Raw genomic sequence first — 25821 nt, 5'->3', positions numbered from 1 at the left:
AGGATCCCTGATCGGGCGGGGCATATGCGGCCTTTATAAATCAGGCCAAAACCTGCTCTCGAATTCCTATGCAGCCAGCGACTATGTAGTTCCGGGCCGCCGCCTGATTGGCGGCCGGAACGACGAACTGGCTTCAGACGAACATGAAATCACATTCAGTCTGGCTGACCTCCCGGGTTAGCCGCAGGATGCCGACGGAGTATTTCGTCCTGGCAAACCTCAGGGAACAGGGCGCGATCATCGGCCGGCTCGCTGGCCATCCGATCGCCGAGACGGTCGTCGATGCGAGTGGGCTGCAATACCATTTTGTCGGCGTTGCACCGCGCGACCGCAGCGGACGCTTTGACGTCGAGGCGCTGCTGACCGGCGAATGGATTGTCCAGCCTGGACTGGTCTATGCCGTTGACGGCAAAGCGACTTCCGTCCCGTCAAAGCCGCCACGGCGCGGACGTAGCCAGCACCGCGTTTGATTGCGCGACATCGGGGCTCCCGCTCAGGGCCAGCATCGCCTCCCGTATAGCTGTTTCGGTTTCAGGGCGAACAGCCGTCATCGGCAATCGGACGTCCGGGCTCAGCCCCAGCGCCAGACTCAAGGCATATTTGACCGGAACCGGATTGCTCTCCAGTTCGAGCGCCGCGATCAGCGGCCGCAAGCGGTGGTGGATGGCGCGGGCGGTGTGGTGATCGCCTTGCTGGCACGCATCATGCATCTCGACGCACAGTCGCGGCGCGACGTTGGAGACCACGGAGATGGTTCCACGCCCGCCCATCGTGTTGAAGCCGAACGACGTTGCGTCGTGGCCGGACAGACAGATGAAACGGCGCCTCAGCACAGCGGGAAGCGAGGATAGCCGGCTCACATCGCCCGTAGCATCCTTGATGCCGACGATGGTTGGAATCTGCGCCAGGCGCTCGATCGTCTCCAGCGACAGGTCGACGCCGGTTCGTGCCGGCACGTTGTACACGATGATCGGCAAGCTGATCTTGCGGGCGACCGCTTCGAAATGGCGAAAAATGCCTTCCTGGCTCGGCCTGTTATAGTAAGGCGTCACGATCAGGGCGGCGTCGGCGCCGAAAGCTTCGGCGGTTGTCGAAAAGGCAATCGTCGTCTCGGTGCTGTTGGTGCCGGTGCCGGCGATGATCGGGACCCTGCCGCCGGCAATTTTCACGCAGAGCGCGATGATGTCGAGGCGCTCCTCCCACGACAAGGTCGGGGCTTCACCGGTGGTGCCGCACGGGACCAGCCCGTTGATCCCTTGTTCGATCTGCCAGCGCAAGAGCGTGGTCAGTTGCTTCAGATCGACCTCGCCGTCGGTGAACGGCGTTACCAGCGCGGTCATCGCACCGGTCAGGCGCAGTCGTGCTTGTTCGGGAGTCATGGGATTCTCCTGGGTGATTTTTTGGATGCGCTGCCTGTTCGAGATGCGAGGAAAGCAGGGCCGACAGCAGCGCGGCAGCCAGATCAGTGTGATCCGCGTCGAATTTGTCGGGCCTGGCCGGCGCCTCCGCGGGCGTGGCTTGAAGGCTGCAAAGCCAACGCTCGCCGATCCTGCTGATCGACGACACCGAACACTCCGGCTTCGACACGGCGACGAGCAAGAGGACGGCGTCGAGCGTGGCGCCGGCCTCGACCAGCTGGGCAAACCGGCGGCCTTGTCGGGATGATCTGTCAAGCGACAGGCCGCGTGCGGCTTCCCACAGCTGGTGTTCGAGCAATCTGCCGACATGCGGGAGACGATCGAGCAATCCGGTCAGGTCGGCAGCGTTGGAATTGTCCATGGCCAGATCGTTCCGATGAGGACGGAACCGGGCGCGATCAGTTGAACAGGGAAAGTCGGACGCTCGCCGGTGCGAAGCGTATCGCGCCGACCCTGTGACCGCTCTCCATCGTGGCGAAACGTACCGCGGAACTCCTGTCGGCGAAAACGCCGCCAGTCTGGCCTTCTTCGTCGCGCGCGATCCAGTGGCCTTCGCCATCGCGTCCGACGACGAAGCGGTGAAGGGTCTCTCCGTCAGGGGAAATATGAGAGGTTTGCATCGTCATCTCCTGCCTTGCTATCAGGAAAGCTGAGCAGCGATCGCGGCGGCGGCCAGCAAGGCGCCGACGACCAGCAGCCACCACGTGGCTGTAAATGGCGCGAGCAAGCCGACCGGCCGGCGGCGATTGCTGTTGGCCGCCAGCCGCGCCTGTTCGAGCTGCGACTTCGGCAACGGACGATGGGTGGGCAGATAGAGCCCGTCTGAGAGGAACATCGGAGACTTCCTTCTTTCTAACTGTCACCACGAGGTGATGACTGCCTGCAGCGGCTCAGGACCAGCTGCACCCAGAAAGATAAAAGCATCCGCATTTGTATTCGAGGCGGCTCAAAACTGAAAAATATAAAAAAGTCATATGTTTATCGCCTGGGCGCATATGGGACCCAGGTCGGAATTCAGACCGCGACGGCGCCGTTTCAGGCCACCGAGGCAGCAGCCGCCCGACCGGCGCTGCGGCCGGAAAAGATGCAGCCGCCGAGGAAGGTGCCTTCCAGCGCCGCATAGCCGTGCACGCCGCCGCCGCCGAAACCGGCGGCTTCGCCGACGGCATAGAGCCCCGCGACCGGCTGGCCGTCGGCACCCAGCACGCGGCTGTCGAGATCGGTCTGCAGGCCGCCCAATGTCTTGCGGGTCAGGATGTTGAGGCGCACCGCGATCAGCGGGCCATTTGCCGGGTCAAGCATCTTGTGCGGCTTGGCCGTGCGGATCAGCCGGTCGCCGAGATAGGCGCGCGCACCGCGCAGGGCGGTGATCTGCATGTCCTTGGAGAACGGGTTGTCGAGCTGCCGGTCGCGGGCGCGGATCTCGCGCTCGACCTCAGCCAGCTCGAGCAGCGGCTCGCCACCGGCCAGCGCGTTCATGCGCGCGACCAGCGTCGACAGGTCGGCCTCGACGATGAAATCCTCGCCCTTCTCCATGAACGCCTTGACCGGACCCGGAATGCCTGATGTGGCGCGGCCGAGCACCTGGCGCCAGCTCTTGCCCGTCAGATCGGGGTTCTGCTCGGAGCCCGACAGCGCGAACTCCTTCTGGATGATCTTTTTGGTCAGGATGAACCAGGAATAGTCGAAGCCGGTGCTTATGATGTGGCTGAGCGTGCCGAGCGTGTCGAAGCCGGGATAGAGCGGCACCGGCAGGCGCTTGCCGCGTGCATCGAGCCACAGCGATGACGGACCGGGCAGGATGCGGATGGCATGGTCGGTCCAGATCGGCGCCCAGTTCTTGATGCCTTCGACATAGTGCCACATGCGGTCGCGGTTGATGATCGAGCCGCCGGCCTGTTCCGTGATCGCCAGCATGCGGCCGTCGACATGGTCGGGAACACCGGTGATCATGCGCTTCGGCGCCACGCCCAACCGCTGCGGCCAATTCTCCCGCACCAGTTGATGGTTGGCGCCGATGCCGCCGGAGGCGACGATCACCGCTTGCGCGTGAAGCTCGAAATCGCCTGATACTTCGCGCGCGCTCTTGTGGCCGCGCTCGACAGTGCTCGGCTGCAGGATATCGCCACGCACGCCGGTTACAACAGCGCCCGTCCGGGTCAATTCATTGACGCGGTGGCGGAATTTGAAGCTGATCAATCCACGCTTCTGAGCCTCGCGCACGCGCAGGACAAAAGGTTCGAGCACGCCGGGGCCGGTTCCCCAGGTGATGTGGAAGCGCGGCACCGAATTGCCGTGGCCGATAGCGTTGCCGCCGCCACGCTCGGCCCAGCCGACGACAGGAAAGAATTTCAGGCCGCGCTGCAGGAGCCATGAGCGTTTCTCACCGGCGGCGAAGCCGACATAGGCCTGCGCCCATTTGCGCGGCCAGAAATCCTCCGGCCGATCGAATGCGGCCGTTCCCATCCAGTCTTCGAGCGCCAGATCATGCGAATCGCGGATGCGCATGCGCCGCTGCTCGGGCGAATCGACAAGGAAAAGGCCGCCGAACGACCAGAACGCCTGGCCGCCAAGCGACTGCTCCGGCTCCTGGTCGACGATGATGATTTTCTTGCCGGCCTCGGCAAGCTCGGCGGCAGCAACCAGCCCGGCAAGGCCGGCGCCGACAATGATCACGTCCGCATCGTCAGCCATTTTTCCTCCCAGAATTAGCCGGCTATCTTATTGTAAGGCTCAGACGGTCTCCCAGCCGTCCGTGCCACCGGCGCGGAAGATGGCGTCGATGACTTTCTGGTTGAGCACGGATTCCTCCAGCGTGAAAACACGCTCCTTGCCGCCCTGTGCCGCACGCGCGAAGGTCTCGACCTCCAGCCGGTACTGCTGTGTTCCGGGGAAGCGGAACACTTGCGCCTCGGTGTGGTTCTGGTTGTGCAGTTCGACGCGGTGGTGGTCGTAGAGCCCTGCGTTGAAGGGCGAGAACACTTCGATGAAACCCTTCTCGCCGTGGAACACCATGACCTGGCGCGCCGCCATCTGCGTCGACAGGTAGAAGGACAGTTCGAAGTCGCCGAAATCGGCGCGGATCGAGGAGTAGATGTCGGTGCCGAATTTCTTGTCGCGCTCGATCGTCGCCTGGACGCGCAGCGGCTCCTTGCCGGTGGAAAAGCGCGTCGACACGGTCGGGTAGACGCCGATGTCGGGCAGCGCGCCGCCGCCGAGGTCGAGCTGGTTGCGCATGTTGTTGGGATCGACATTGTAATAGGAGAAGGCGCCCTGCACATGGCGCAGCCGGCCGATGGCACCACTGGCGATGAGATCGTGCACCTTGATCCATTGCGGGTGGTAGATGACCATGAAGGCTTCGCAGACCAGCACCTTTTTGGCATCGCGCAGCTTGATCAGCGGGAGAATGTCCTTGGCGTCGAGCGCCAGCGGCTTTTCGACCAGCACATGCTTGCCGGCTTCGATGGCCTTGGCTGTCCATTCGACATGCTGCGAGGTCGGCAGCGGGATGTAGACGCCGTCGACCTCGTTGGAGGCAAGCAGTTCCTCATAGGAGCCGAAGGCATGGCGTGCACCGAAGCGCTCGGCAAGCGCCTTGGCTTTCGACAGGTCGCGGCTGGCGATCGCCGACAGCACGCCGTTCTCCGCCTCGACCATCGCCGGCAACAAATGCTCGCGGCCGATCTTGGCCGTCGACAACACACCCCATCGGAACATCAGGCTTCTCCATCGCGATTACAGGCGATGAGGTTTGCCCGAAAACAGGAGAAAAGCCAATGACAAGGTCAGCCGCGTTTGCCCATCAGCGTCATGTCGAAGTCGACGATGTTCGAATAGATCGGCGTGCCGACATCCATGCCGTAGCGTGACCTGAGCACCTTGCCGGTGACATGGAATTTTATCGTGCCGGCCTTGAGACCGCCAAGCTCGGCCGTGAATTTTTCAGGGAACGTCTTGCCGCGCGCCGTCAGCCGGCCGGTGACAAGGGCCGTGGTGTCGCTGGTTCGGGTCACGCTGGTCGAGCGGAACTGGATTTCCGGGCTGTTGGCAGCATCGAACACCGCGTCGGAGCGCAGGAAGGCATCGATGCGGCCTTGGCCGGTGCCGACGCTTTCGGGAAAGATGGTGAAATTAACCTGCGAGCGCCCGACATCGCTGTTGTCGATACGGATCGAGCCCTTGAAGCGGGCGAACGCGCCATTGAGGCCGCCGCCGCCGACCTTGCCGATGGAAAAGCGGATGCTGGAGCTGACCGGGCTGATCGAATAGCTGCCGGCGGCGTCACCAAGCGCGACGGCCGCTGAGACAGGCATGGCAAGGCAAGCGGCGACCGCCGCAAATCCGAGGATGCGCGTGTACATGGGGTGTTCCTTGTTGGAGGCAGCGCATTTCCTGCGCCCTCACCCCCACGAACGAATGAACTGCCCGCTCTATTCCTGATCTGACGAAGGCGTGATCATGCGCGTGAGCACGCTATCCCTGAGCTGGAAATGATGCCGCAGTGCCGCCGCGACATGGAGAGCGACCAGGGCGATGCCGGCATAGGCGAGATACCAATGCGCCGCCGCCCAGAAGCTTTCGGCGCCATCCGATTCGGCCAGCGGCAGGTTCGGCATGATGAACAGATTGAACGGCAGGCTGGGGATCTCCAGCATCGACACCGACACCAGCGCCCAGCCGGACAGCGGCAAGGCAAGCTGGAACGCGTAGAGCGCAAAATGGGCCAGTGGTGCGGCCCGACGCTCCAGGGCTGCGACCGAGCGCGGCAGTGGCGGCCATACATTGCCAAGGCGCCAGGCGATGCGCAGCACCACCAGACCGAGCAGCAGAAAACCGAAGGATTTGTGCAGCTGGATCAATTCGAAGGCGGTGCGCTGGCTGGTCAGCCGCACCATGACGAAACCGAGCCCGAACTGGCCGATGAAGATCAGCGCTATTAGCCAGTGAAGAAGGATCGCGCCCCAGCCGTAGCGGGTCGTGCTGTTGGTGATCGATGTTTGCATCGTTGGTGAACGAGCGGGATGCCGGTTTTCTTCCACAAGAGGGAGGGCGAGCCCGCTCTATCCGCTCACCTTGAAGAAATCGACGAAGGCCCTGAGCGCCGGCCGCATCTGGCGGCGGCTGGGGTAGTAGACGAAGAACCCGTCGAAGGACGGGCACCAGTCTTCCAGCACGCGGATCAGCCTGCCGTCGGCCAGCGGTGCGCGGACATAGTCCTCGAAGACGAAGGCGAGCCCGGCGCCGTCGGCCGCTGCTTGCGCGATCAGATGGTCCTCGTCGAGGATCAGGGGCCCTTGCGCGGAGATTTCGATTTCCTCGCCGCCCTTCGCGAATTCCCAGCGGTAGAGGATGCCACTGGAGAAGCGAAAGCGGATGCAGCGGTGGCCGGCCAGATCGCGCGGGTGGCGCGGCTTCGGGTTGGCCTCGAAATAGACCGGCGCGCCGACCACCGCGCCACGAATGTCCGGCCCGATCCGCACCGCGATCATGTCGCGCTGAAGGCTCTCGCCAAGCCGGACACCAGCATCGAAGCCACCTTCGACCACGTCGGTGAAGCGGTCCTCGATGATGATCTCCAGCACGATGTCGGGATAGGCCGCCGCAAAGGCGCCCAGCCGTGGCGTCAGCACCAGATGCGCTGCCGTGCGTGGCACGCTCAGCCGTAGATTCCCAGCCGGCCGGTCGCGCGCCTCGACCGCCGTCTCCAGCGCCAGATCGATCTCCGACAGCGCCGGCCGCAGCCGCTCCAGCAATTGCGCACCTTCTTCGGTGGGCGCGACACTACGCGTGCTGCGCGACAGGAGGCGAACACCAAGCCGGGCTTCCAAGCTGGACACCGCATGGCTGACCGCCGACGGCGCGATGGCCAATTCCCTGGCGGCGCCGCGAAAGCTGCCGCATTGGGCAACAGTTGCCAGCACGGCCAGTTGGGAAAGATGCGCGCGATTCATTGATCTATCTTTTAGAACAGCCTGTACAAATGAGAGCCGATTATCGAACACAGCGCAAGACGCTATCTCCTTAGCACCACAAACAAGGAGATGCGTGATGCAAACCCGCAAGCTAGGAACTGAATTGAACGTCTACCCGGTCGGCCTCGGCTGCATGGGCATGAGCTTCGCCTATGGCGGCCAAGCGGAAGCCGATGCGATCGCCACGCTGCACCGCGCCGTCGATATCGGCGTCAACTTCTTTGACACGGCGGAAGTCTACGGCCCTTACGAGAACGAGATCCTGCTCGGCAAGGCGCTGAAATCGGTGCGTGATAAGGTGACAATCGCGACAAAATTCGGCTTCAGGATTCTGGAAGAAGGTACAGGCCTCGACCGCATGGCTGGTGTCGACAGCCGCCCCGAGCACGTCAAGGCGGTGGCCGAGGCCTCGCTGAAGCGGCTGGGCACCGACGTCATCGACCTCTACTACCAGCACCGCGTCGACCCCAACGTGCCGATCGAGGATACGGTCGGCGCCATGGCCGAGTTGGTTCGCGAGGGCAAGGTGCGCGCGCTTGGCCTGTCGGAGGCGAGTGCCGCGACCATCCGCCGAGCCCATGCCGTGCATCCGATATCGGCCGTGCAGAGCGAATATTCGCTGTGGAGCCGCGACCCGGAAAACGAGGTGTTCGCTGTCTGCCGCGAGCTCGGCATCGGCTTTGTTCCCTACAGCCCGCTCGGCCGTGGACTGCTGACCGGCACGATCGCCAAGCCTGAGGCCTTGAGCGACGATGACTGGCGCCGCAGCCTGCCGCGCTTCCAGGCCGATGCCATGGCGGCCAATGCCACTGTCATCGCCACGCTGGAGAAGATGGCGGCTGAAAAGGGCGTGACCTCGGCGCAGTTGGCGCTGGCCTGGGTGCTGCACCAGGGCGATTTCATCGTGCCGATCCCCGGCGCACGCAAGATCCGCCATCTGGAGCAGAACACGGCGGCGGCTGGGATCGAGCTGAGCGCGGCAGAAGTGGCGGCGATTGGCGATGCGCTGTCGCCGGACAAGGTTATGGGCAAGCGCTATACGGAGGAGTTGCTGGCGCTGGTGAACGGGTAGAAACTATTCTACCGACGAAGAGAAAAAGCTCATCAAGTACGGTTATCTCGTGGTTGGCAGCTGGAATTCAAAAAAAATCCGAGGTTCTAGCCTCGTTAAGATTTAGAAAATTCAAACTACCAAGCATAATTATCCCCTTCATTTCCCCTACCGGTCTATGCTATTGCACTTAGGGGAAAGAGGGGGCTTATGTCAAAAAATCTGCCGAGCATCGCATCTCAGAATGACGCCGTTGTTATCTCGATTCCGAAAGAAGAGTTCGGTAATTTCCTAAACGATCTTCTTAAAAGTAAAAGGACTGTCGGTAGATCTTTTGATCACTACTATAACATAGACAAAGACAGTATTAATGATGTATATTCTATAATAGATTTTAGAATTAAGGAGCAGAATTCCGGAACCCTGCTTAGTTCCGAGATCACCGCGATTTTTTCTGACGGGTCGAGGCGAAAATATGATTCGATAGAATATTTTCTCGGCACAAATGACAAGATGAACGCATATTCAACTGGCGTCTATTTGAACTTGTCCTACATGATTCAATTTTCATTAGAAGGGCCGCCTCTGAAGCAGGATATAAGATTTGTGGTAAATAGCTTGGCCCGAGAGGATGGGGACGAGATATTTGGTGTGATCCCAAATACCGTTAGCGGACGAATAAGTATTGATATAAAAAGTAATAGCTTTACTTGGGCCGATGACGTAATTTCGCACATATCGAATTACCTAGACTCGAAATTTCAAAGACCTAAACTTTGGCACAGGTTAATGGCTGCAACTAGGGAGGTTTATTTATTCCTAGCATTCCCAGCATTTTTCGCCGTAAACTTCCTATTGAACGGCGAAACGTCACAAAGTGACACCTTAAGGAAGGTTTTTGAGAGCAATAAAAACTACGATATCGTCGCGATTTCGAATAAGCTGGATGGACTAATCAATTATCAGCTAGATACCGGCATGACTATTAAAAAGGCCGTCCCCTTGGCAGCAACTTTTATCGGAGTAATATTGTTTTTTATTCTGATAAGCGCGTTTAGATTTTTCCTTAAAGGTCGTTACGTGTCGATCAACGAATTCTCAAAAGCAAAAAACGTTGCTAAGGAAAAAAGGAAGAATTTGATTCTATATGGCATAATAATTGCCACAATTTTCTCCATCGGGACCGGTCTCTTGTCATCGTATATCTGGGACAGAATCTAACTTCGGTAGCGATTGTGCCAAGTTAGGCCATGTCGCTCCCATCGTTAACATCCTATCGGGGGAGAAGATCGCGGGCATGCGCTGAAACTGACCACTGCCAGGTAATCAAAAGGGCGCTTCGGCGATCTTTTTCAATTGCCGAGCGATGCCGGAAACTGCAAGTGTTGGAGTATGCCCCACAATCCTCCTTTAGGCCTACCACAGTAGGACTGATATCTCCGGCCAGTTCTCCCGCGCCCGCTCCCCTTTCGTTTCATGAGTCCGTTGATTATCCATCACCTGGTTCGGCGTAATGCGAAATGAAAAGATATCATCGAGCCCGAACGGTGCCACCAGCTTCAACTGCCCGCCAGCGTCGTAGCGCACCCCGACCGCATGCGTCTTCGAAGCAAAATAGCTGATGGATTCGCTGGCGCTCGAATAGCGCGGGCACGGCTGGCCGAATTTCCGCGGATACCACAGATGCACCCGCGCCTGGTTGCGCACCTCGACCGGCAGCTGCAGCCCCTCGAAATGCTTCGCCGCCCGGCGGATCACCGCGTCCTCGGCCTCGTAGGACAGATCACCGTCGTCGAAATAGAAGAGATCAACGTCCTTGATGCCGTAACCCGAAGGCTTCCCGGTCAGGTGATTCCAGACGCTGTTGTAGAGCACGCCGGAAACCACCAGCCAGTCCGGCAGGGCCAGCGCGCGAGCTCGCGCCAACGCGTCGCCGACCAGCGGATCCGCCGACACGATGGCGAGAAACGCTTCGCGCTGGGCTTCGAACGGGAGACCGGAATAGCGCAGATGGTCCATCGCCCTTTGGAGGACGATTCGCTACTTCCCGGCAATCCTCAAAAGGCAAATGCGTAGAGCGGCGTTGGCCGCTCTACGTCCTCAGCACACCACCGGTCAGCTTGCCGACATTCTCGACGATGCGCTTGGCCAGCACCTCGAAATCCTCGTCGGTCAGCGTCTTTTCAACCGGCTGGATCGACACTTCGATGGCGATCGATTTTTTGCCCTCGCCCAGCGAAGCGCCTTCGAAGATGTCGAAGACCGAGACAGCGGTGATCAGCTTCTTGTCGGCGGCAAGGGCCGCGCGGACCAGCGTGCCGGCCTCGACCGACTTGTCGACGACGAAGGCGAAATCGCGCTTGACCGCCTGGAAAGCGGAGAGATCGAGCCTGGGCTTGGTCTTCGTCGGCTTGGCCTTCGGCTCCGGCACGGCATCGACGAAGACTTCGAAGCCGCACAGCGGCCCGGAAACATCGAGACCCTCAAGCGTCTTCGGATGGAATTCGCCGAAGGTGCCGAGCACGGTTTTCGGGCCGAGCTTGATCGTGCCGGAACGGCCGGGATGATACCAGGCCGGACCGCCGGCCTCGATCTGCAGCCGCTCGACCGGCGCGCCGCAGGCTTCCAGCGCGGCAATGGCGTCGGCCTTGGCGTCGAACACGCCGACCGGGCCTGAATTGCCGGCCCAGTTGCGGCCGGAGCCGTCGAGCTTGGCGGTGCCGCGGCGCACACCGGCGGCCACGCGCCGCTGCTGGTCGGCGCCATCGCCTTCGTATGTGCCCGACACTTCGAACAGCGCCACGTCGCCAATACCCTTGTCGGCATTGCGCTGGGCAGCGGCGATCAGCCCCGGCAGCAGCGACGGCCGCATGTCGGACATGTCGGCGGCGATCGGATTGGCGAGCTTCAGCGCCGTCTGGCCACCGCCGAACAGTTCAGCGTGCTTGGCCGGAATGAACGACCAGGTGACGGCCTCCATCATGCCGCGCACGGCAAGCGCGCGCTTGGCGGTGCGGGTACGGACCTGCAGCGTGGTGAGTATCTTTGCGTTGACCGCGTCATGCGCGCCGAGCGGCTGCGGTGCGATGTTGTCGACGCCGTGGATGCGCATCACCTCCTCGACCAGGTCGGCCTTGCCGTCGACATCGGGGCGCCAGGACGGCACGGCGACGTTGACGACATCGCCCGACCCCTCAGGCTTGAAGCCAAGGCGCGTCAGGATGTCGAAGCTTTCCGCCTTGGGAACCTCGATGCCGGTCAGCCGCTTCACTTCCGAAATAGGGAAGGCAACCATCTTCGGCTTGTGTTCGGCATAGCCGGCCACTTCGATCTCGGTCGGCGTGCCGCCGCAGAAATCGAGCACCAGCTTGGTCGCCAGCTCGACGCCGGGCACCATGAATTCAGGGTCCACGCCGCGCTCGAAGCGGTAGCGTGCGTCGGTGATGATGCCGAGCGTGCGGCCGGTGCGGGCGGTGGTGATCGGGTCCCAAAGGGCGGATTCGATCAGCACATCGGTCGTGTTCTCGTCGCAGCCCGAATGCTCGCCGCCCATGATGCCGGCGATCGACTCGACGCCATTGTCGTCAGCGATGACGCACATCTCCGGCGTCAGCGTGTATTCGCGGCCATCGAGCGCCTGTACCTTTTCGCCATCGCGCGCGCGGCGCACGGTCAGATTGCCGGCAACCTTGCTGGCGTCGAACACATGCAGCGGACGGCCGCGGTCGAAGGTGACGTAATTGGTGATGTCGACCAGCGCGCTGATTGGCCTGAGACCAATGGCGATCAGCCGCTGCTGCAGCCATTTCGGCGACGGGCCGTTCTTGACGCCCTTGACCAGCCGCAGCGCGAAGCCGGGGCAGAGTTCCGGCGCCACGATCGTCACCTTGACCGGGCACATGCCGCTGCCGGCATGCGGCATGATGGCACCGCCGACGAGGCGGCCAAGCCCGCTCGCCGCCAGATCCCTGGCGATGCCGTAGACGCTGGTGGCATCCGGCCGGTTCGGCGTCAGGTTGATCTCGATGACCGGATCGTCGAGGTGGGCGTAAGCAGCGAAGCTGGTGCCAACAGGCGCATCCTCAGGCAGGTCGATGATACCGTTGTGTTCGTCGGACAGCTCCAGCTCGCGCTCGGAACACATCATGCCGTGGCTTTCGACGCCCCTGATCTTGCCGACCGTCAGCGTCACGTCGATGCCGGGCACATAAGTGCCGGGCGCGGCAAAGGCGCCGATCAGGCCGGCGCGGGCGTTGGGTGCACCGCACACCACCTGCACGGGCGCCTTGCCGTCGCCTGTATCGACGGTGAGCACGCGCAGGCGGTCGGCATCGGGGTGCTGAACCGCGGTCAGCACCCTGGCGATGACGAAGGGTTTCAGGCTCGACTTGTCGTCGACATGCTCGACTTCGAGGCCGATCGAGGTCAGCCGCTCGACGATCTCGTTGAGCGAGGCGTCGGTCTCGAGGTGGTCCTTGAGCCAGGAGAGGGTGAATTTCATGGGACTGTTCCGTCTGGTCTTTTGACGCTTGTTTTCAGATGTCTCGGCAGGTCGTCGGACATATGCAGGAAGGGGAGCTGCTCGCTGACATAGGCATGCAGCGTCGGCTCAAAATCGGCCGGCCTGTCCATGGCGCCGAGCATGAAGTAGATGTCGTCCTCCAGCCGCTCGTCGACATAGGCGATGGGTGAGCCGCAGATACCGCAAAACGAGCGCGTCACCGGGCCGTTCTCGTACATCTTCAGCGCCTTGCCGGTGAACGCGACCTGATCGACCAGGAAGCCGACAAAGGCCGAGACCGGCGCGCCGCTGGCCCGCCGGCAATCGCCGCAATGGCAATAGCTGACATGGTGCGGTTCGGCCAAGGCCTCGAACCGCACGGCGCCGCAGCGGCAGCCGCCGGTGTGCGGCGCTATCATGCGCTTAGGCCCCCGAACAGCGTCGGCATGTCGAGCGGCCTGAAACCGTAATGCGACAGCCAGCGCACGTCGGCGTCGAAGAAGGCGCGCAGGTCCGGCATGCCATATTTCAGCATGGCGATGCGATCGATGCCCATGCCCCAGGCAAAGCCCTGATATTCGTCCGGATCGAGCCCGCCATGGCGCAGCACATTGGGGTGCACCATGCCGCAGCCGAGGATCTCCATCCAGTCCGAGCCTTCGCCGAAGCGCACTTCGCCGGGCCGCGAGCGGTCGCACTGGATGTCGACCTCGAGGCTCGGTTCGGTGAACGGGAAGAAGGACGGCCGGAAGCGCATCTTCACCTGCGGCACCTCGAAGAAGGCCTTGCAGAACTCCTCCAGCACCCACTTCATGTTGGCGACGTTGGCCGTCTTGTCGATCACCAGCCCCTCGACCTGATGGAACATCGGCGAGTGGGTGGCGTCCGAATCCTGCCGGTAGGTCTTGCCCGGAATGACGATGCGGATCGGCGGCTTCTTCGTCTCCATGGTGCGGATCTGCACCGGCGAGGTGTGCGTGCGCAAAAGCTTGCGCTCGCCCTTCTCGTCCGGCTGGAAGAAGAAGGTGTCGTGCATTTCGCGCGCCGGATGGCCTTCGGGGAAATTCAGCGCGGTGAAATTGTAGTAGTCGGTCTCGATATCCGGCCCTTCGGCGATGGAGAAGCCGAGATCGCCGAAGATCGCCGCGATCTCATCGATGACCTGGCTGATCGGATGGATGCGGCCGCGCTCGGCCGGCGACTGGCGCAGCGGCAGCGTCACATCGACCTTTTCGGCGGCGAGGCGAGTCTGCAATTCAGAGTCGCTTAGCGCGCGCTTAATCTCTTGATGAACGCTCTCGAGAGAGGTTCTAGCCTCTTGGGGCACTTTGGCAAAATCCGGTCGGATAGACGGATCTACCCCTCCCAAGGCTCCGAGGTAAAACCTTAGCGGGCTGGATTTTCCGAGGTATGCCACCCTAGCTTGCTCAAGCTCGACTTCGCTACCGGCTGCCTCAAAGGCGGCCGTTCCCGCTGTAACGATAGCGTTGTTTGCCGATCGGAAGCCTTCGAGCGACAGGATTTTCGGGCCTTCAGGCAGCTTTATAGTGATTGTGCGCTCGTCATTCGTCATGATGGACTCTGAATTTGCAGTAGCGGGTCATAAGAAAAACCCGCGCCAGCCGTGCCAGCGCGGGTTCCCCAAATCAGAATTGCGAATGCTTGGGAAGCGCTGGTCTTAGGCGACAGCGCTTTCAAAAGCGTTCGGCGTGGTGTTCTTCAGATATTCGAGCGCCACCTTGGCCTTGGCGACCAGGGCTGCGAAAGCCTGCGGCTCGTGGATGGCCATGTCCGACAGGATCTTGCGATCGATCTCGATGCCCGACTTGTTGAGGCCGTCGATGAAGCGGCCATAGGTCAGGCCATGCTCGTGCGTCGCGGCGTTGATGCGCTGGATCCACAAAGCGCGGAACGAGCGCTTGCGGTTCTTGCGGTCGCGATACGCGTACTGCATCGACTTTTCCACCGCCTGCTTGGCGATGCGGATGGTGTTCTTGCGGCGGCCGTAGAAGCCTTTGGCGGCTTTCAGGACCTTCTTGTGCTTGGCGTGCGAGGTGACGCCTCTCTTTACGCGTGCCATGTCATGATCTCCTTAAAACGTGTCCGAACCGAATGCCTTAGAGGCCGTTCGGCAGAAAATTCTTGATGACCTTCTTGCCATCCGGTTCAGCCAGAACCATCGTGCCGCGGGCATTTCGAATGAACTTGTTGGAACGCTTGATCATGCCGTGACGCTTGCCGGCCGCAGCCGACAGGACTTTACCCGTACCTGTGATCTTGAACCGCTTTTTGGCGGCCGACTTGGTCTTCATCTTGGGCATTTTGCTACTCCGTATCGTTGGCGCACTATCGCGCTTCTTGTTCGCTTCGGGCCGACCAAAGCCCGAAAAGCAAATGAAACCGCCACGGCATGCCCTGCCGGGCGGTTTTCTTGAACGGCGGTCCTATACGTCAAAGACGGCGGCTGCGCAACACCTCAGCTCGTGCGAGGCTCTGTCCCGGTCAGGGAAGCGTGAACCAGACCGGCAGGATGCCCGACTGCTGGGCGCCGTCGATCAGTTCGAAGGCCGGCAGCGCGACGAGGAACACCAGGCCGTCGAGCAGCGTGGTCAACAGCAGGCGCGGCTTGAAGCTGCCCGTATCGCCCTCCTGGTAGAGCGACAATTTCGGGAAGAAGCGCGGCACCCGCGCCAGATAGGCCGCATACGGCGCGCCGAGTGCTTCCTTGAGGAATTTCTCCTCGCGCAGGATGACGATGTGGAAAGCGCCCGCGCACAAAAGCCCGAAGAGAATGATGCCGGTGAACGAGCCGATCTGCGCGCCGACGCCGGCTGCGGCTACGGTCGAGAACACATAGAGTGGGTTGCGGGTGATCGAGTAAGGCCCGCCGGTCACCACCTCGGAAGATTTGCGCCCACCTATGTAGAGCGTCGCCCAAAGGCGCCCGACGATGCCGAGAAAAATCAGCAGCACGCCAAACATTTCGATCGACTCATGCACTGGTGTGTCGGGCGGAAACGTCGATTGGCCAAATAGCAGCGCTGCGAACAGGACGGCCACGAGCCCGGTAAGCACCATCCTGCGCGTATGCTGGTAGTTACCCAGCCCGTATTTGAGTTCTTTGTCCAAGGTGGAATCCGATCGTCGAGGAGTTTGGCCGGCGATCGCAGCCTCGGCCAAGAAAACAGGCGTCCCGCCGATCGCCGGGACGCCTTGGGATGTGATTCAGGCGGATTTAAGCGCGATAACCAGGCCTGACGTCTTCGTGATCCAAGGTGTGTTGATATTCAGCACCTTAGCGCGGCGATAACACCATCATCATCTGGCGGCCTTCGAGCTTCGGTTCCGCCTCGACCTTGGCGATCGTCGCCACTTCCTCGCGGACCTTGTTCAGAAGCTGCATGCCGAGTTCCATATGCGCCATCTCGCGGCCACGGAACCGCAACGTCAGCTTGACCTTGTCGCCTTCCTCGAAGAAGCGGCGAACCGCCTTCATCTTGGTCTCGTAGTCATGGCTGTCGATGTTCGGGCGCATCTTGATCTCCTTGATCTCGATGACCTTCTGGTTCTTGCGCGCCTCGGCCGCCTTCTTCTGGTTGGCGTATTTCAGCTTGCCGAGATCGAGAATCTTGACGACGGGGGGCACCGCATTGGGCGATATCTCGACGAGATCGAGCCCAGCCTCTTCGGCGAGCAGCAATGCGTCGTTGATGGAAACATCGCCGCGGTTCTGGCCTTCGGCGTCGATAAGCTGGACCCGGGGAACCCGGATGTCACGGTTGGAGCGCGGGCCATCCTTGGTCGGCGCCGCTGCTTTGAAAGGTCTGCGAATGGTCGTGGTCTCCTTGGCCGTTTCGTTCAGGGTTTGTCAGTGTTGATGCGTGGACGCGCCAATGTGGTGAGCGCGCGGGCGGAGTCAATAGCACAGCATTGACAGAAAATCACCCTGATCGCTGCCCTGCACCAAACAAAGAACACCGCGAGCACTTTTCGCCACGCCACAGGCTGTGTCACAAGACCGGCTTGAGGAAAAAGCCATGAACGCCACGCCCCCAATCTTTCTGGATGTCGACGGACCACGCATCGCGGTGCGCCACAATGCTGGCTCCGCGCCCGGCATCGTCTGGCTCGGCGGCTACAAGTCGGACATGCTGGGCACGAAGGCGCAGGTGCTGTCGGACTGGGCGGCAAGAGAAGGCCGCGCCTTCCTGCGCCATGATTATTCCGGCCATGGTGAATCCGGCGGCGCCTTTGCTGACGGCACGATTTCGACATGGCTTGCGCAGAGCCTTGCCGTGTTCCGGCATTTCACCAAAGGCAAGCAAATCCTGGTCGGCTCCTCGATGGGCGCCTGGATCGCGCTGCGTATGGTGCAGGAATTGCGCAAGGCAGGCGATAGCAAGGTCGCTGGCCTGGTGTTGCTGGCGCCGGCGCCGGATTTTACCGCCGAACTGGTCGAACCGGTGCTGACGCAGGCGCAGAAGCGCGACCTCACGGAGAAAGGCTTCTTCGAAGAGCCGTCGGATTATTCCGCCGAGCCTTACATCTACACGCGCGCGCTGATCGAGGACGGACGCAACAACCTGGTGATGACAGGCCCGATCGACACGCATTGCCCGGTGCACATCCTGCAGGGACTGGCCGATGCGGACGTACCGGCAAGCCACGCGCTGAAGCTGGTCAGCCTGCTGCCGGCCGACGACGTGACCTTGTCGCTGATCCCTGACGGCGACCACCGCCTGTCGCGGCCGCAGGATCTCGACATGCTGGTGCGGGCCGTCGACGCGATGGCGCAGAGGGGAAACTGATGCGCCTTTCCATTCCGATACACGCGTTCGTCGCCGCCATCGTCGGCTTTGGCGGCACGCTGGCCATCGTCATCGCCGCCGCCAAGGCAGTCGGCGCGACGCAGATCGAGACGGCAAGCTGGGTTACGACCATCTGCCTGGCCATGGCGATCGAGAGCCTGTGGCTGTCCTGGCGCACGAAAATGCCCGTCATCACCGCATGGTCGACGCCGGGCCTGGCGCTGATCGCGGCCTCGAGCGGCTTTTCGATGGGCGAGGCCGTCGCCGCCTTCATCGTCACCGGCATCCTTCTGATCGCCACCGGCCTGTTCCGGCCCCTGACGCAGTTGATCTCGGGGATACCGCCCTCGGTCGCCTCCGGCATGCTGGCCGGCATCGTCGTCACCTTCGCGCTCAATGCGGTGAAGACCATTCCTGTCGACCCGTGGCTGATCCTGCCGCTGATTGCGGCCTTCTTCGTCATCCGGCTGTTCAATCCGGCCCTGTCGGTGCTAGCGGTGCTGATCGGCGGTGGCCTCGCCGCGTTCCTCACCGGCCGTGTCGGCGGCCTGCCGACACCGGAACTGTCAACGCTGACGCTGATTGCGCCTGATTTCACCGCCAAGGCGATGATCGGCCTGGCACTACCGCTCTATCTCGTCACCATGGCCTCGCAGAACCTGTCCGGCCTGGCCGTGCTGCGCGCCGCCGGCTACCATCCGGAGCCAGGCCCGCTAATCGGCGTCACCGGCCTGTTTTCGCTGCTGTCGGCGCCATTCGGCGGCTCGACCACCAATCTGGCGGCGATCTCGGCGGCGATCTGCACCGGGCCGGACGTCCACCCCGACCCTGCCGAGCGCTGGAAGACCGGACCGTTCTATGCGCTTGCCTATCTCGTCTTCGCGATTTTCGGCGCTTCGCTGGTGGCGATCTTCGCCGTGCTGCCGCAGAGCCTGATCGTGCTGGTGGCGGGTCTGGCGCTGATGGCGTCGCTTGCCAACGCGCTGTCGATCGCGCTGAAGGACGAGGGCGATCGCATGGCCGCCACCGTCACCTTCGTCGTCACCGCGTCCGGGCTGACGCTGTTCGGCGTTGGTGCCGCATTCTGGGGCCTGATTGCCGGGCTGGTCGTGCTTTTCCTCGATAGGCTCAAAAAGCGATAATCATTTCAGCCGCTTGTCCGGTTTTGGCGGACATTGTCTTGAATCGCCGTTTTCTCCTTCCCATTTCGATTCCACGCAGCCGGGTTTGGCTGTCTCCAACCGAAGGAATGGGAGAAAATGAACACATCTGCATTGATCCGTCCGGCCTGGACGCCGGCGACCATCGCGTTGATGGTTGTGGGTTTCATGGTGTTCTGGCCACTCGGCTTCGCCATGCTTGCCTACATCATCTGGGGCGACCGCCTCGACGGCTTCAAGCGTGACGTCAACCGCGCGACCGACGGCATCTTCGCCGGCTGCCGCCGCGGTTCCGACAAGGCCGCACGCTGGGGCAATGGCTCCGCCCGCACCGGCAACGTCGCTTTCGACGACTGGCGCGAAAAGGAACTTGAGCGCCTGAACGAAGAGCGCCGCAAGCTCGACGAGATGCTGACCCAGTTCGACGAGTATGCCCGCGAATTGCGCCGCGCCAAGGACCAGGACGAGTTCGACCGCTTTATGGCCAACCGCAACAAGTCGACGGCGCCGACGAAGACCGATCCGAGCACCGGAACGACGACCACCAAGCGTGGCAAGGGCTCGAACCTGCTTGACGACTGAGGCCAAGCGACAGGCCACATCGTGAAAGAACGGCGTCGCGCGAGCGGCGCCGTTTCTTTTTTGTTCTATTCGTTTTCCTCGAATCACGTATCGTTGCGCCATGTCATTCGGCTTCTTCCGCAACCTGACAAAGCCCAAGCCCGCGCCTGTCGAGGAGCGCGAGCACGTCGTTGCCGGCCGCTCGCTGCCGCTCAAGATCGTCGAGAACGACCGTGCAAGGCGGCTGACCCTGCGCATCGATTCAGGTGGCCGGGGCCTGCGCATCACTGTGCCGCCCGGCCTGCGCCGGGGCGAGGTGGAAAAGTTCCTCGACCGCCATCAGGACTGGCTGGAGCAGCGGCTGGCCAAGGTACCGGCGCGGCCGCAGGTGCGGCCGGGTATCAAGATTCCGGTGCGCGGCGTGGCGCACCGCATCGTCCATGAGCCTTCGAAACGCGGCACGGTGACCGTGTCGCGCGACGAGCGCGGTCCGCTGCTGATCGTGCATGGCGACCGCATCCATCTGCCGCGCCGCATCGCCGATTTCCTCAAGCGCGAGGCCAAGCGCGAGATCGAGAAGCTGGTGGTCAAGCACACCGAGGCGCTGGGCAAGCGCGCCAAGGCGATCCGCTTCAAGGACACGTCAAGCCGCTGGGGATCCTGCACCTCCGACGGCAATCTGTCGTTTTCCTGGCGCATCATGATGGCGCCGTCGCCGGTCATCAATTACCTCGTCGCGCATGAAGTGGCGCATCTGAAGGAGATGAACCACGGCCCGAAATTCTGGAAACTGTGCGAGCAGCTCTGCCCGGACACCGAGCGCTGCAAGGCATGGCTGAAGCGCAATGGCGGCGCGCTGCAGGCGATCGCGTTCGAGTAGTTCCCTCAATCATCATTCGCCGCGTTGAGTTCGTCCGGTCGCAACCCCTCATCACCATGATGCGGCCAGGGCAAAAAATTGCCGTCGAAGGCATCGCTGCCGAAATAGTCGAGCGCCCGATGTGCCTCGGCGCCGTTGAAGGCGGCCTTGTCCATCAGGTGCGCAATGACCTCGCGCGCCTGCGTGATCTTCTGCCTGAGTTCGGCAACGGTTCTGTCGGCCATGATCGTGCTCCCGCCTTGCATCCTGTCCCATCCATAGGTAGCGCCTTTGGCCGTGCCGGCAAACGGCATGCTTTTTCTCGACTCTTTTCGCTTTTCATGCCAATTCCCGCGCCATGGCACTCGACATCAAGATTTGTGGCTTGAAGACTGACGGGGCAATGGCCGCGGCGCTGGCCGGCGGCGCCAGCCATGTCGGGTTTATTTTCTTCGCGAAAAGCCCACGCTATGTCGAACCTGCCGAGGCTGGCCGTCTGCGCGAGGCGGCGCGCGGCAAGGCTTTGGCGGTTGCCGTAACCGTCGATGCCAGCAACGCCTTCCTGGATGAGATCGTTGCCAAGATGCAGCCCGACATGCTGCAGCTGCACGGCTCTGAAACGTCGGAGCGGGTGGCCGAGGTCAAGGCCCGCTACGGCTTGCCGGTGATGAAGGCGCTGCCGCTCAGCGAGGCTGCCGATCTCGAGCGGATAAAGCCATTCATCGGCACAGCAGACCGGTTCCTGTTCGACGCCAAGCCGCCGAAAGGCTCCGAACTGCCGGGCGGCAATGGTGTTGCCTTCGACTGGCGCATTCTCGCCGGCCTTGACGGCGGCGTCGATTACATGCTTTCCGGTGGGCTCAACGCCGCCAATATCGGCGATGCCCTTCGGCTTGCCAACCCGCCTGGAATCGACATTTCCTCAGGCGTGGAAAGCGCGCCGGGCGTCAAGGGTCCGGCGCTGATCGAACAGTTTTTCCGGGCCGTCAGGGCAGCGCGGGACAACCGCGCCGCCTGATCATGCCTTAACGACAAGCCAGGAGATCGGCGATGAACAAGCCGGCGACACCCAATTCCTTCCGCACCGGACCCGACGAACAGGGCATGTTCGGCATTTTTGGTGGTCGTTTCGTTGCCGAAACGCTGATGCCGCTGATCCTCGACTTGGAGCGGCACTGGAATGAGGTCAAGAACGATGCGGACTTCAGGGCAGAACTGACTGACCTGTCGACCCATTATGCCGGACGGCCGTCGAAGCTTTACTTCGCCGAGGGGCTGACCAAACATCTCGGTGGTGCAAAAGTCTATTTCAAGCGCGAGGATCTGAACCACACCGGTTCGCACAAGATCAACAACTGCCTCGGCCAGATCCTGCTGGCCAAGCGCATGGGCAAGAAGCGCATCATCGCCGAAACCGGTGCCGGCCAGCACGGCGTGGCCTCGGCCACGGTCGCGGCCCGCTTCGGCTTTCCCTGCGTCGTCTATATGGGCGCCACCGACGTTGCCCGGCAAAGCCCCAACGTCTTCCGCATGAAGCTGCTCGGCGCCGAAGTGCGGCCGGTGACCGCCGGTCACGGCACGCTGAAGGACGCCATGAACGAGGCGTTGCGCGACTGGGTGACCAATGTCGAGGACACTTATTATTTGATCGGCACCGCCGCTGGCCCGCATCCCTATCCAGAGCTGGTGCGGGACTTCCAGTCGGTGATCGGCATCGAGGCGCGGGCGCAGATCCTCGAGCAGGAAGGCCGGCTGCCGGACACGATCATTGCCGCTGTCGGCGGCGGTTCGAACGCCATCGGCCTGTTCCATCCCTTCCTCGACGACAAGGAGGTTCGCATCATCGGCATCGAAGCCGGTGGCCGCGGCCTCGACGGCATCGAGCATTGCGCCTCGATGAACGCCGGAAGACCCGGCGTGCTGCACGGCAACCGCACTTATCTCCTGCAGAATGCCGACGGCCAGATCATGGACGGGCATTCGATCTCAGCCGGCCTCGACTATCCCGGGGTCGGGCCGGAACATTCCTGGCTGCGCGATTCAGGCCGCGTCGAATATGTGCCGATCCTCGATGACGAGGCGCTGGAGGCTTTCAAGCTGACGACGCGCGTCGAAGGCATCATCCCGGCGCTGGAATCGGCCCATGCCATCGCGCATGCGGTGAAGATCGTGCCAGCCATGGACAAGGACCAGATCGTCATCGTCAACCTGTCCGGCCGTGGCGACAAGGACGTGCACACGGTGGCCTCGATGCTGGGCATGGAGATCTGATCATGGTGACCCGCATCGATCGCCGCATGGCGAAGCTGAAGACCGAAGGCCGCCCGGCGCTTGTCACCTATTTCATGGGCGGCGACCCGGACTACGACACCTCGCTGTCGATCATGAAGGCACTGCCCGGCGCAGGCTCCGACATCATCGAGCTCGGCATGCCGTTCTCCGATCCGATGGCCGACGGCCCGGCGATCCAGGCGGCGGGCTTGCGGGCGCTGAAAGGTGGACAAACGCTGGTCAAGACGCTGAAGATGGCGTCCGAATTCCGGACCGGCGACAATGAGACACCGATCGTGCTGATGGGCTACTACAATCCGATCTACATCTATGGTGTCGACCGCTTCCTCAAGGACGCGATTGCCAGCGGCATCGACGGGCTGATCGTTGTCGACCTGCCGCCGGAGATGGACGAGGAACTGTGCATTCCGGCGCTGAAAGCCGGCATCAATTTCATCCGGCTGGCGACGCCGACCACCGACGACAAGCGCCTGCCCAAGGTGCTGCAGAACACATCGGGCTTCGTCTACTACGTGTCGATGACCGGCATCACCGGCTCAGCACTTGCCGACACCGACAAGGTGGCGGCGGCGGTCAAGCGCATCAAGGGCCATACCGACCTGCCGGTCTGCGTTGGCTTCGGCGTCAAGACCGCCGAGCAGGCACGGGTCATCGGCGCCAATGCCGACGGCGTCGTCGTCGGCACCGCCATCGTCAATGCGGTGGCCAATGTGCTGGGGCCGAAGGGCGAAAAGACCGCCGACCCGGCCGAAGCCGTCGCCACGCTGGTCAGCGGCCTTGCGCAAGGTGTGCGCTCGGCTCGCCTTGCTGCTGCCGAATAGTTTCCCTACGTCTTTAGCCAACTCTTCGTCAGGACAGGAGCCGAAGCGATGAACTGGATCACCAATTACGTTCGCCCGAAGATCAATTCGATGCTCGGCCGGCGCACCGACATGCCCGAGAACCTCTGGATCAAGGATCCGGAGACCGGCGAGATGGTGTTCCACAAGGATCTGGAATCCAACCAGTTCGTCATTCCGTCCTCCGGCCATCACATGAAGATCTCGGCCAAGGAGCGGCTGAGATTCTTCTTCGACGACGGCAAATATGAGACCCTGGACAACCCCAAGGTCATGCAGGATCCGCTGAAATTCCGCGACGAGAAGCGCTATGTCGACCGGTTGAAGGACGCCAAGGCCAAGACCGGCCTGGAAGACGCCATCATCAATGCGCTGGGGACCGTCGAAGGCCTGCCGGTTGTGGTCACGGTGCAGGATTTTGCGTTCATGGGCGGCTCGCTCGGCATGGCCGCCGGCGACGCCATCGTGCACGGCTTCGAAGCGGCCCTGCAGCGCAAGCGGCCGCTGATCTTGTTTGCCGCTTCCGGCGGCGCCCGCATGCAGGAAGGTATTTTGTCCCTCATGCAATTGCCGAGGACCACGGTCGGCGTCGACCGACTGAAGGAAGCCGGCCTTCCCTACATCGTCGTTTTGACTAATCCGACAACCGGCGGCGTCACCGCCTCCTACGCCATGCTGGGCGACGTGCACATCGCCGAGCCTGGCGCGCTGATCGGTTTTGCCGGACCACGCGTCATCGAACAGACCATCCGCGAGAAACTGCCCGACGGCTTCCAGCGCTCCGAATATCTGATGGAGCACGGCATGGTCGACATGGTGGTGTCGCGGCTGGAACTGCGCGAAACCATTTCGCGGCTGCTCAAGATGCTGCTCAAGATGCCGGAGGAGCAAAAGCCGCTGGAGCCGGAAATCCTGCCGCCGGCAACGATTCCGGCTGAGACGCGTCCGCAGGCCTGACGCGACATTCTTAGCCGCGAACCGCGATTGCGCGCGATCCGTCGCGCGCTTAGGATTCTCACATGACAACACTTGCCGCCGACCGCGAAATCGAAGCCCTGATGGCGCTTCACCCGAAGGGCTTCGACCTTTCGCTCGACCGCATTTCGCGGCTCCTAGAGCGGCTTGATAATCCGCAGGACCGGTTGCCGCCGGTCATCCACATCGCCGGCACCAACGGCAAGGGTTCGTGCGCTGCCTTTTCGCGCGCCCTACTCGAGGCCGCGGACTACCGCGTCCATGTCCATACCTCGCCGCATCTGGTCAACTGGCACGAGCGCTACCGGCTGGCCGCCGATGGCGGCGGCAAGCTGGTCGAGGACAGGGTTTTCGCCGACGCGATCGCGCGCGTCGCCAGGGCCAATGAAGGCGAGACGATCACCGTCTTCGAGATCCTCACCGCCGTCACCTTCCTCTTGTTTTCCGAACATCAGGCCGACGCAGCGATCATCGAAGTCGGGCTCGGCGGCCGCTTCGACGCGACCAATGTGGTCAAGGAGCCGGCCGTGTCGGTGATCATGCCGGTGTCGCTCGATCACGAGGCCTATCTTGGCGACCGCGTCGAACTGATCGCCGCCGAGAAGGCCGGCATCATCAAGCGCGGCTGCCCGGTGGTCATCGGTGCCCAGGAAAGCGAGACGGCGCTGCAGGTGCTGATCGAAACCGCCGAGCGGCTTGAGTGCCCCACTTTCGTCTACGGCCAGGATTTCCTCGCCTTCGAGGAAAATGGCCGCATGGTCTATCAGGACGAAGACGGCTTGATGGACCTGCCGCCGCCCCGGCTACCCGGACGCCACCAGTTCGCCAATGCGGCGGCGGCGATCGCCGCGGTCAAGGCGGCCGGTTTCGAGATCAGCCATCGCGCCGCCGAAAAAGCGATGATCAATGTCGCCTGGCCCGGCCGCATGCAGAAACTGGCGCAGGGCCGGCTGGCCGAACTGGCGCCGAAGGGCGCCGACATCTGGCTCGACGGCGGCCACAATCCGGGCGCCGGCGTGGTGATTGCCGAAGCGCTGGCCGAGCAGGAAGAAAGGAACCCGCGTCCGCTCTTCCTCATCTCCGGCATGATCAACACCAAGGACCAGAGCGGCTATTTCCGCGCCTTCAAGGGTCTCGCCCGGCATGTCTACACGGTGCCGGTGAGCCTGAGCGAGGCCGGCGTGCCGAACGACGAACTGGCGGTCCGGGCGACGGAGGCTGGGCTGACGGCCGAGCCGGTGAGTTCCGTTGCCAATGCGCTGATGCTGCTGCGCGACACCTGGGACGGCCCAGCGCCACGCATCCTGATCGGTGGTTCATTGTACCTAGCCGGCGCAGTGCTGGCCGAGAACGGCACGCCGCCGACTTGAGGTCGGACTTCG

Annotated in this window: 30 protein-coding genes; 13 read left to right on the top strand and 17 right to left on the bottom strand. The window is 62.2% G+C overall.

Annotated elements, in window-relative coordinates; genetic code table 11:
• The first annotated feature begins 143 nt into the window (after positions 1-143).
• On the top strand, positions 144-470 hold the full coding sequence (locus EJ076_RS06395) for a hypothetical protein (protein WP_126067308.1): 327 nt from the start codon (positions 144-146) through the stop codon (positions 468-470).
• On the opposite strand, the gene dapA is transcribed toward EJ076_RS06395, so the two are convergent.
• A complete protein-coding gene (gene dapA, locus EJ076_RS06390) occupies positions 429-1379 on the bottom strand; it encodes a 4-hydroxy-tetrahydrodipicolinate synthase (RefSeq protein ID WP_126067307.1) in 951 nt (316 codons plus the stop codon). The genes EJ076_RS06395 and dapA overlap by 42 nt on opposite strands.
• Between dapA and EJ076_RS06385 the strand changes: the two genes are divergently transcribed.
• The gene (locus EJ076_RS06385; protein WP_126067306.1) at positions 1378-1665 is read left to right on the top strand and encodes a hypothetical protein; all 288 of its coding nucleotides are present in this window, start codon (positions 1378-1380) and stop codon (positions 1663-1665) included. The genes dapA and EJ076_RS06385 overlap by 2 nt on opposite strands.
• A 151-nt stretch (positions 1666-1816) precedes the next feature.
• Here EJ076_RS06385 and EJ076_RS06380 read toward each other — a convergent pair whose 3' ends face one another.
• The 7 genes from EJ076_RS06380 to EJ076_RS06350 form a co-directional block, all read right to left on the bottom strand.
• Complete coding sequence (locus tag EJ076_RS06380) at positions 1817-2038, bottom strand: hypothetical protein (RefSeq protein ID WP_245462964.1); 222 nt, start codon at positions 2036-2038, stop codon at positions 1817-1819.
• 20 nt (positions 2039-2058) lie between these two features.
• A complete protein-coding gene (locus EJ076_RS06375) occupies positions 2059-2253 on the bottom strand; it encodes a hypothetical protein (protein WP_109666906.1) in 195 nt (64 codons plus the stop codon).
• A 200-nt stretch (positions 2254-2453) separates the two neighbouring features.
• Entirely contained in the window at positions 2454-4112 is a 1659-nt protein-coding gene (locus EJ076_RS06370) for an FAD-binding dehydrogenase (RefSeq protein ID WP_126067305.1), read from the bottom strand.
• A 39-nt stretch (positions 4113-4151) separates the two neighbouring features.
• The gene (locus tag EJ076_RS06365) at positions 4152-5138 is read right to left on the bottom strand and encodes a Gfo/Idh/MocA family oxidoreductase (RefSeq protein WP_126067304.1); all 987 of its coding nucleotides are present in this window, start codon (positions 5136-5138) and stop codon (positions 4152-4154) included.
• A 68-nt stretch (positions 5139-5206) separates the two neighbouring features.
• On the bottom strand, positions 5207-5782 hold the full coding sequence (locus EJ076_RS06360) for a YceI family protein (RefSeq protein WP_126067303.1): 576 nt from the start codon (positions 5780-5782) through the stop codon (positions 5207-5209).
• A 69-nt stretch (positions 5783-5851) separates the two neighbouring features.
• Positions 5852-6424, bottom strand: coding sequence for a cytochrome b (locus tag EJ076_RS06355; RefSeq protein WP_126067302.1), 573 nt, complete (start codon positions 6422-6424; stop codon positions 5852-5854).
• 57 nt (positions 6425-6481) lie between these two features.
• Entirely contained in the window at positions 6482-7372 is an 891-nt protein-coding gene (locus tag EJ076_RS06350) for a LysR family transcriptional regulator (protein ID WP_126067301.1), read from the bottom strand.
• A 97-nt stretch (positions 7373-7469) separates the two neighbouring features.
• Here EJ076_RS06350 and EJ076_RS06345 point away from each other — a divergent pair, with 97 nt between their 5' ends.
• Together EJ076_RS06345 and EJ076_RS06340 are read left to right on the top strand one after the other, a co-directional pair.
• The gene (locus EJ076_RS06345) at positions 7470-8465 is read left to right on the top strand and encodes an aldo/keto reductase (protein WP_126067300.1); all 996 of its coding nucleotides are present in this window, start codon (positions 7470-7472) and stop codon (positions 8463-8465) included.
• A gap of 189 nt (positions 8466-8654) precedes the next feature.
• Positions 8655-9665 carry a hypothetical protein gene (locus tag EJ076_RS06340; RefSeq protein ID WP_126067299.1) on the top strand — a complete coding sequence of 337 codons (1011 nt, stop codon included), beginning with the start codon at positions 8655-8657 and terminating at the stop codon, positions 9663-9665.
• A 195-nt stretch (positions 9666-9860) separates the two neighbouring features.
• On the opposite strand, the gene EJ076_RS06335 is transcribed toward EJ076_RS06340, so the two are convergent.
• The 8 genes from EJ076_RS06335 to infC form a co-directional block, all read right to left on the bottom strand.
• Positions 9861-10463 carry a nucleotidyltransferase family protein gene (locus EJ076_RS06335; protein ID WP_126067298.1) on the bottom strand — a complete coding sequence of 201 codons (603 nt, stop codon included), beginning with the start codon at positions 10461-10463 and terminating at the stop codon, positions 9861-9863.
• Between the two features lie 73 nt (positions 10464-10536).
• Positions 10537-12945: a phenylalanine--tRNA ligase subunit beta gene (gene pheT / locus EJ076_RS06330; RefSeq protein ID WP_126067297.1), complete on the bottom strand. Its 2409-nt coding sequence runs from the start codon at positions 12943-12945 to the stop codon at positions 10537-10539.
• Complete coding sequence (locus EJ076_RS06325; protein ID WP_109666927.1) at positions 12942-13364, bottom strand: GFA family protein; 423 nt, start codon at positions 13362-13364, stop codon at positions 12942-12944. The genes pheT and EJ076_RS06325 overlap by 4 nt, the downstream gene beginning before the upstream one ends.
• Positions 13361-14428: a phenylalanine--tRNA ligase subunit alpha gene (gene pheS / locus EJ076_RS06320; RefSeq protein ID WP_126070971.1), complete on the bottom strand. Its 1068-nt coding sequence runs from the start codon at positions 14426-14428 to the stop codon at positions 13361-13363. Before pheS ends, EJ076_RS06325 begins: the two co-directional genes overlap by 4 nt.
• Positions 14429-14623: 195 nt before the next feature.
• Positions 14624-15025: a 50S ribosomal protein L20 gene (gene rplT / locus EJ076_RS06315; RefSeq protein ID WP_023672281.1), complete on the bottom strand. Its 402-nt coding sequence runs from the start codon at positions 15023-15025 to the stop codon at positions 14624-14626.
• A 37-nt stretch (positions 15026-15062) separates the two neighbouring features.
• Positions 15063-15266 carry a 50S ribosomal protein L35 gene (gene rpmI, locus EJ076_RS06310; protein ID WP_006201248.1) on the bottom strand — a complete coding sequence of 68 codons (204 nt, stop codon included), beginning with the start codon at positions 15264-15266 and terminating at the stop codon, positions 15063-15065.
• Between the two features lie 181 nt (positions 15267-15447).
• Positions 15448-16074, bottom strand: coding sequence for an isoprenylcysteine carboxylmethyltransferase family protein (locus tag EJ076_RS06305; RefSeq protein WP_126067296.1), 627 nt, complete (start codon positions 16072-16074; stop codon positions 15448-15450).
• Between the two features lie 166 nt (positions 16075-16240).
• A complete protein-coding gene (gene infC / locus EJ076_RS06300) occupies positions 16241-16777 on the bottom strand; it encodes a translation initiation factor IF-3 (protein ID WP_013528312.1) in 537 nt (178 codons plus the stop codon).
• A 205-nt stretch (positions 16778-16982) separates the two neighbouring features.
• On the opposite strand from infC, the gene EJ076_RS06295 reads away from it, so the two are divergent.
• The 4 genes from EJ076_RS06295 (at position 16983) to EJ076_RS06280 (ending at position 20354) form a co-directional block, all read left to right on the top strand.
• Complete coding sequence (locus EJ076_RS06295; RefSeq protein WP_126067295.1) at positions 16983-17753, top strand: alpha/beta hydrolase; 771 nt, start codon at positions 16983-16985, stop codon at positions 17751-17753.
• On the top strand, positions 17753-18895 hold the full coding sequence (locus EJ076_RS06290; protein WP_126067294.1) for a benzoate/H(+) symporter BenE family transporter: 1143 nt from the start codon (positions 17753-17755) through the stop codon (positions 18893-18895). Before EJ076_RS06295 ends, EJ076_RS06290 begins: the two co-directional genes overlap by 1 nt.
• A gap of 117 nt (positions 18896-19012) precedes the next feature.
• Entirely contained in the window at positions 19013-19495 is a 483-nt protein-coding gene (locus EJ076_RS06285) for a DUF2852 domain-containing protein (RefSeq protein ID WP_063169787.1), read from the top strand.
• A gap of 100 nt (positions 19496-19595) precedes the next feature.
• Positions 19596-20354, top strand: a complete 759-nt coding sequence (locus EJ076_RS06280; protein WP_109666937.1) for a M48 family metallopeptidase — start codon at positions 19596-19598, stop codon at positions 20352-20354.
• Positions 20355-20359: 5 nt separating this feature from the next.
• On the opposite strand, the gene EJ076_RS06275 is transcribed toward EJ076_RS06280, so the two are convergent.
• Positions 20360-20578, bottom strand: coding sequence for a hypothetical protein (locus EJ076_RS06275; RefSeq protein ID WP_126067293.1), 219 nt, complete (start codon positions 20576-20578; stop codon positions 20360-20362).
• Positions 20579-20691: 113 nt separating this feature from the next.
• On the opposite strand from EJ076_RS06275, the gene EJ076_RS06270 reads away from it, so the two are divergent.
• The 5 genes from EJ076_RS06270 to EJ076_RS06250 all read left to right on the top strand — a co-directional run bounded on the left by EJ076_RS06270 (position 20692) and on the right by EJ076_RS06250 (position 25809).
• Positions 20692-21351, top strand: coding sequence for a phosphoribosylanthranilate isomerase (locus EJ076_RS06270; protein ID WP_126067292.1), 660 nt, complete (start codon positions 20692-20694; stop codon positions 21349-21351).
• Between the two features lie 32 nt (positions 21352-21383).
• Positions 21384-22604, top strand: a complete 1221-nt coding sequence (gene trpB / locus EJ076_RS06265) for a tryptophan synthase subunit beta (protein WP_109666941.1) — start codon at positions 21384-21386, stop codon at positions 22602-22604.
• Positions 22605-22606: 2 nt separating this feature from the next.
• Positions 22607-23446, top strand: a complete 840-nt coding sequence (trpA, locus tag EJ076_RS06260; RefSeq protein ID WP_109666943.1) for a tryptophan synthase subunit alpha — start codon at positions 22607-22609, stop codon at positions 23444-23446.
• Positions 23447-23494: 48 nt separating this feature from the next.
• Complete coding sequence (gene accD / locus EJ076_RS06255) at positions 23495-24421, top strand: acetyl-CoA carboxylase, carboxyltransferase subunit beta (RefSeq protein ID WP_126067291.1); 927 nt, start codon at positions 23495-23497, stop codon at positions 24419-24421.
• 62 nt (positions 24422-24483) lie between these two features.
• Positions 24484-25809: a folylpolyglutamate synthase/dihydrofolate synthase family protein gene (locus EJ076_RS06250; RefSeq protein ID WP_126067290.1), complete on the top strand. Its 1326-nt coding sequence runs from the start codon at positions 24484-24486 to the stop codon at positions 25807-25809.
• Positions 25810-25821 lie beyond the last annotated feature (12 nt).

Source organism: Mesorhizobium sp. M7D.F.Ca.US.005.01.1.1 (assembly GCF_003952545.1).
In the GTDB taxonomy this organism is placed as follows: domain Bacteria; phylum Pseudomonadota; class Alphaproteobacteria; order Rhizobiales; family Rhizobiaceae; genus Mesorhizobium; species Mesorhizobium loti.
This window is presented reverse-complemented; position numbering and strand designations above follow the sequence as displayed.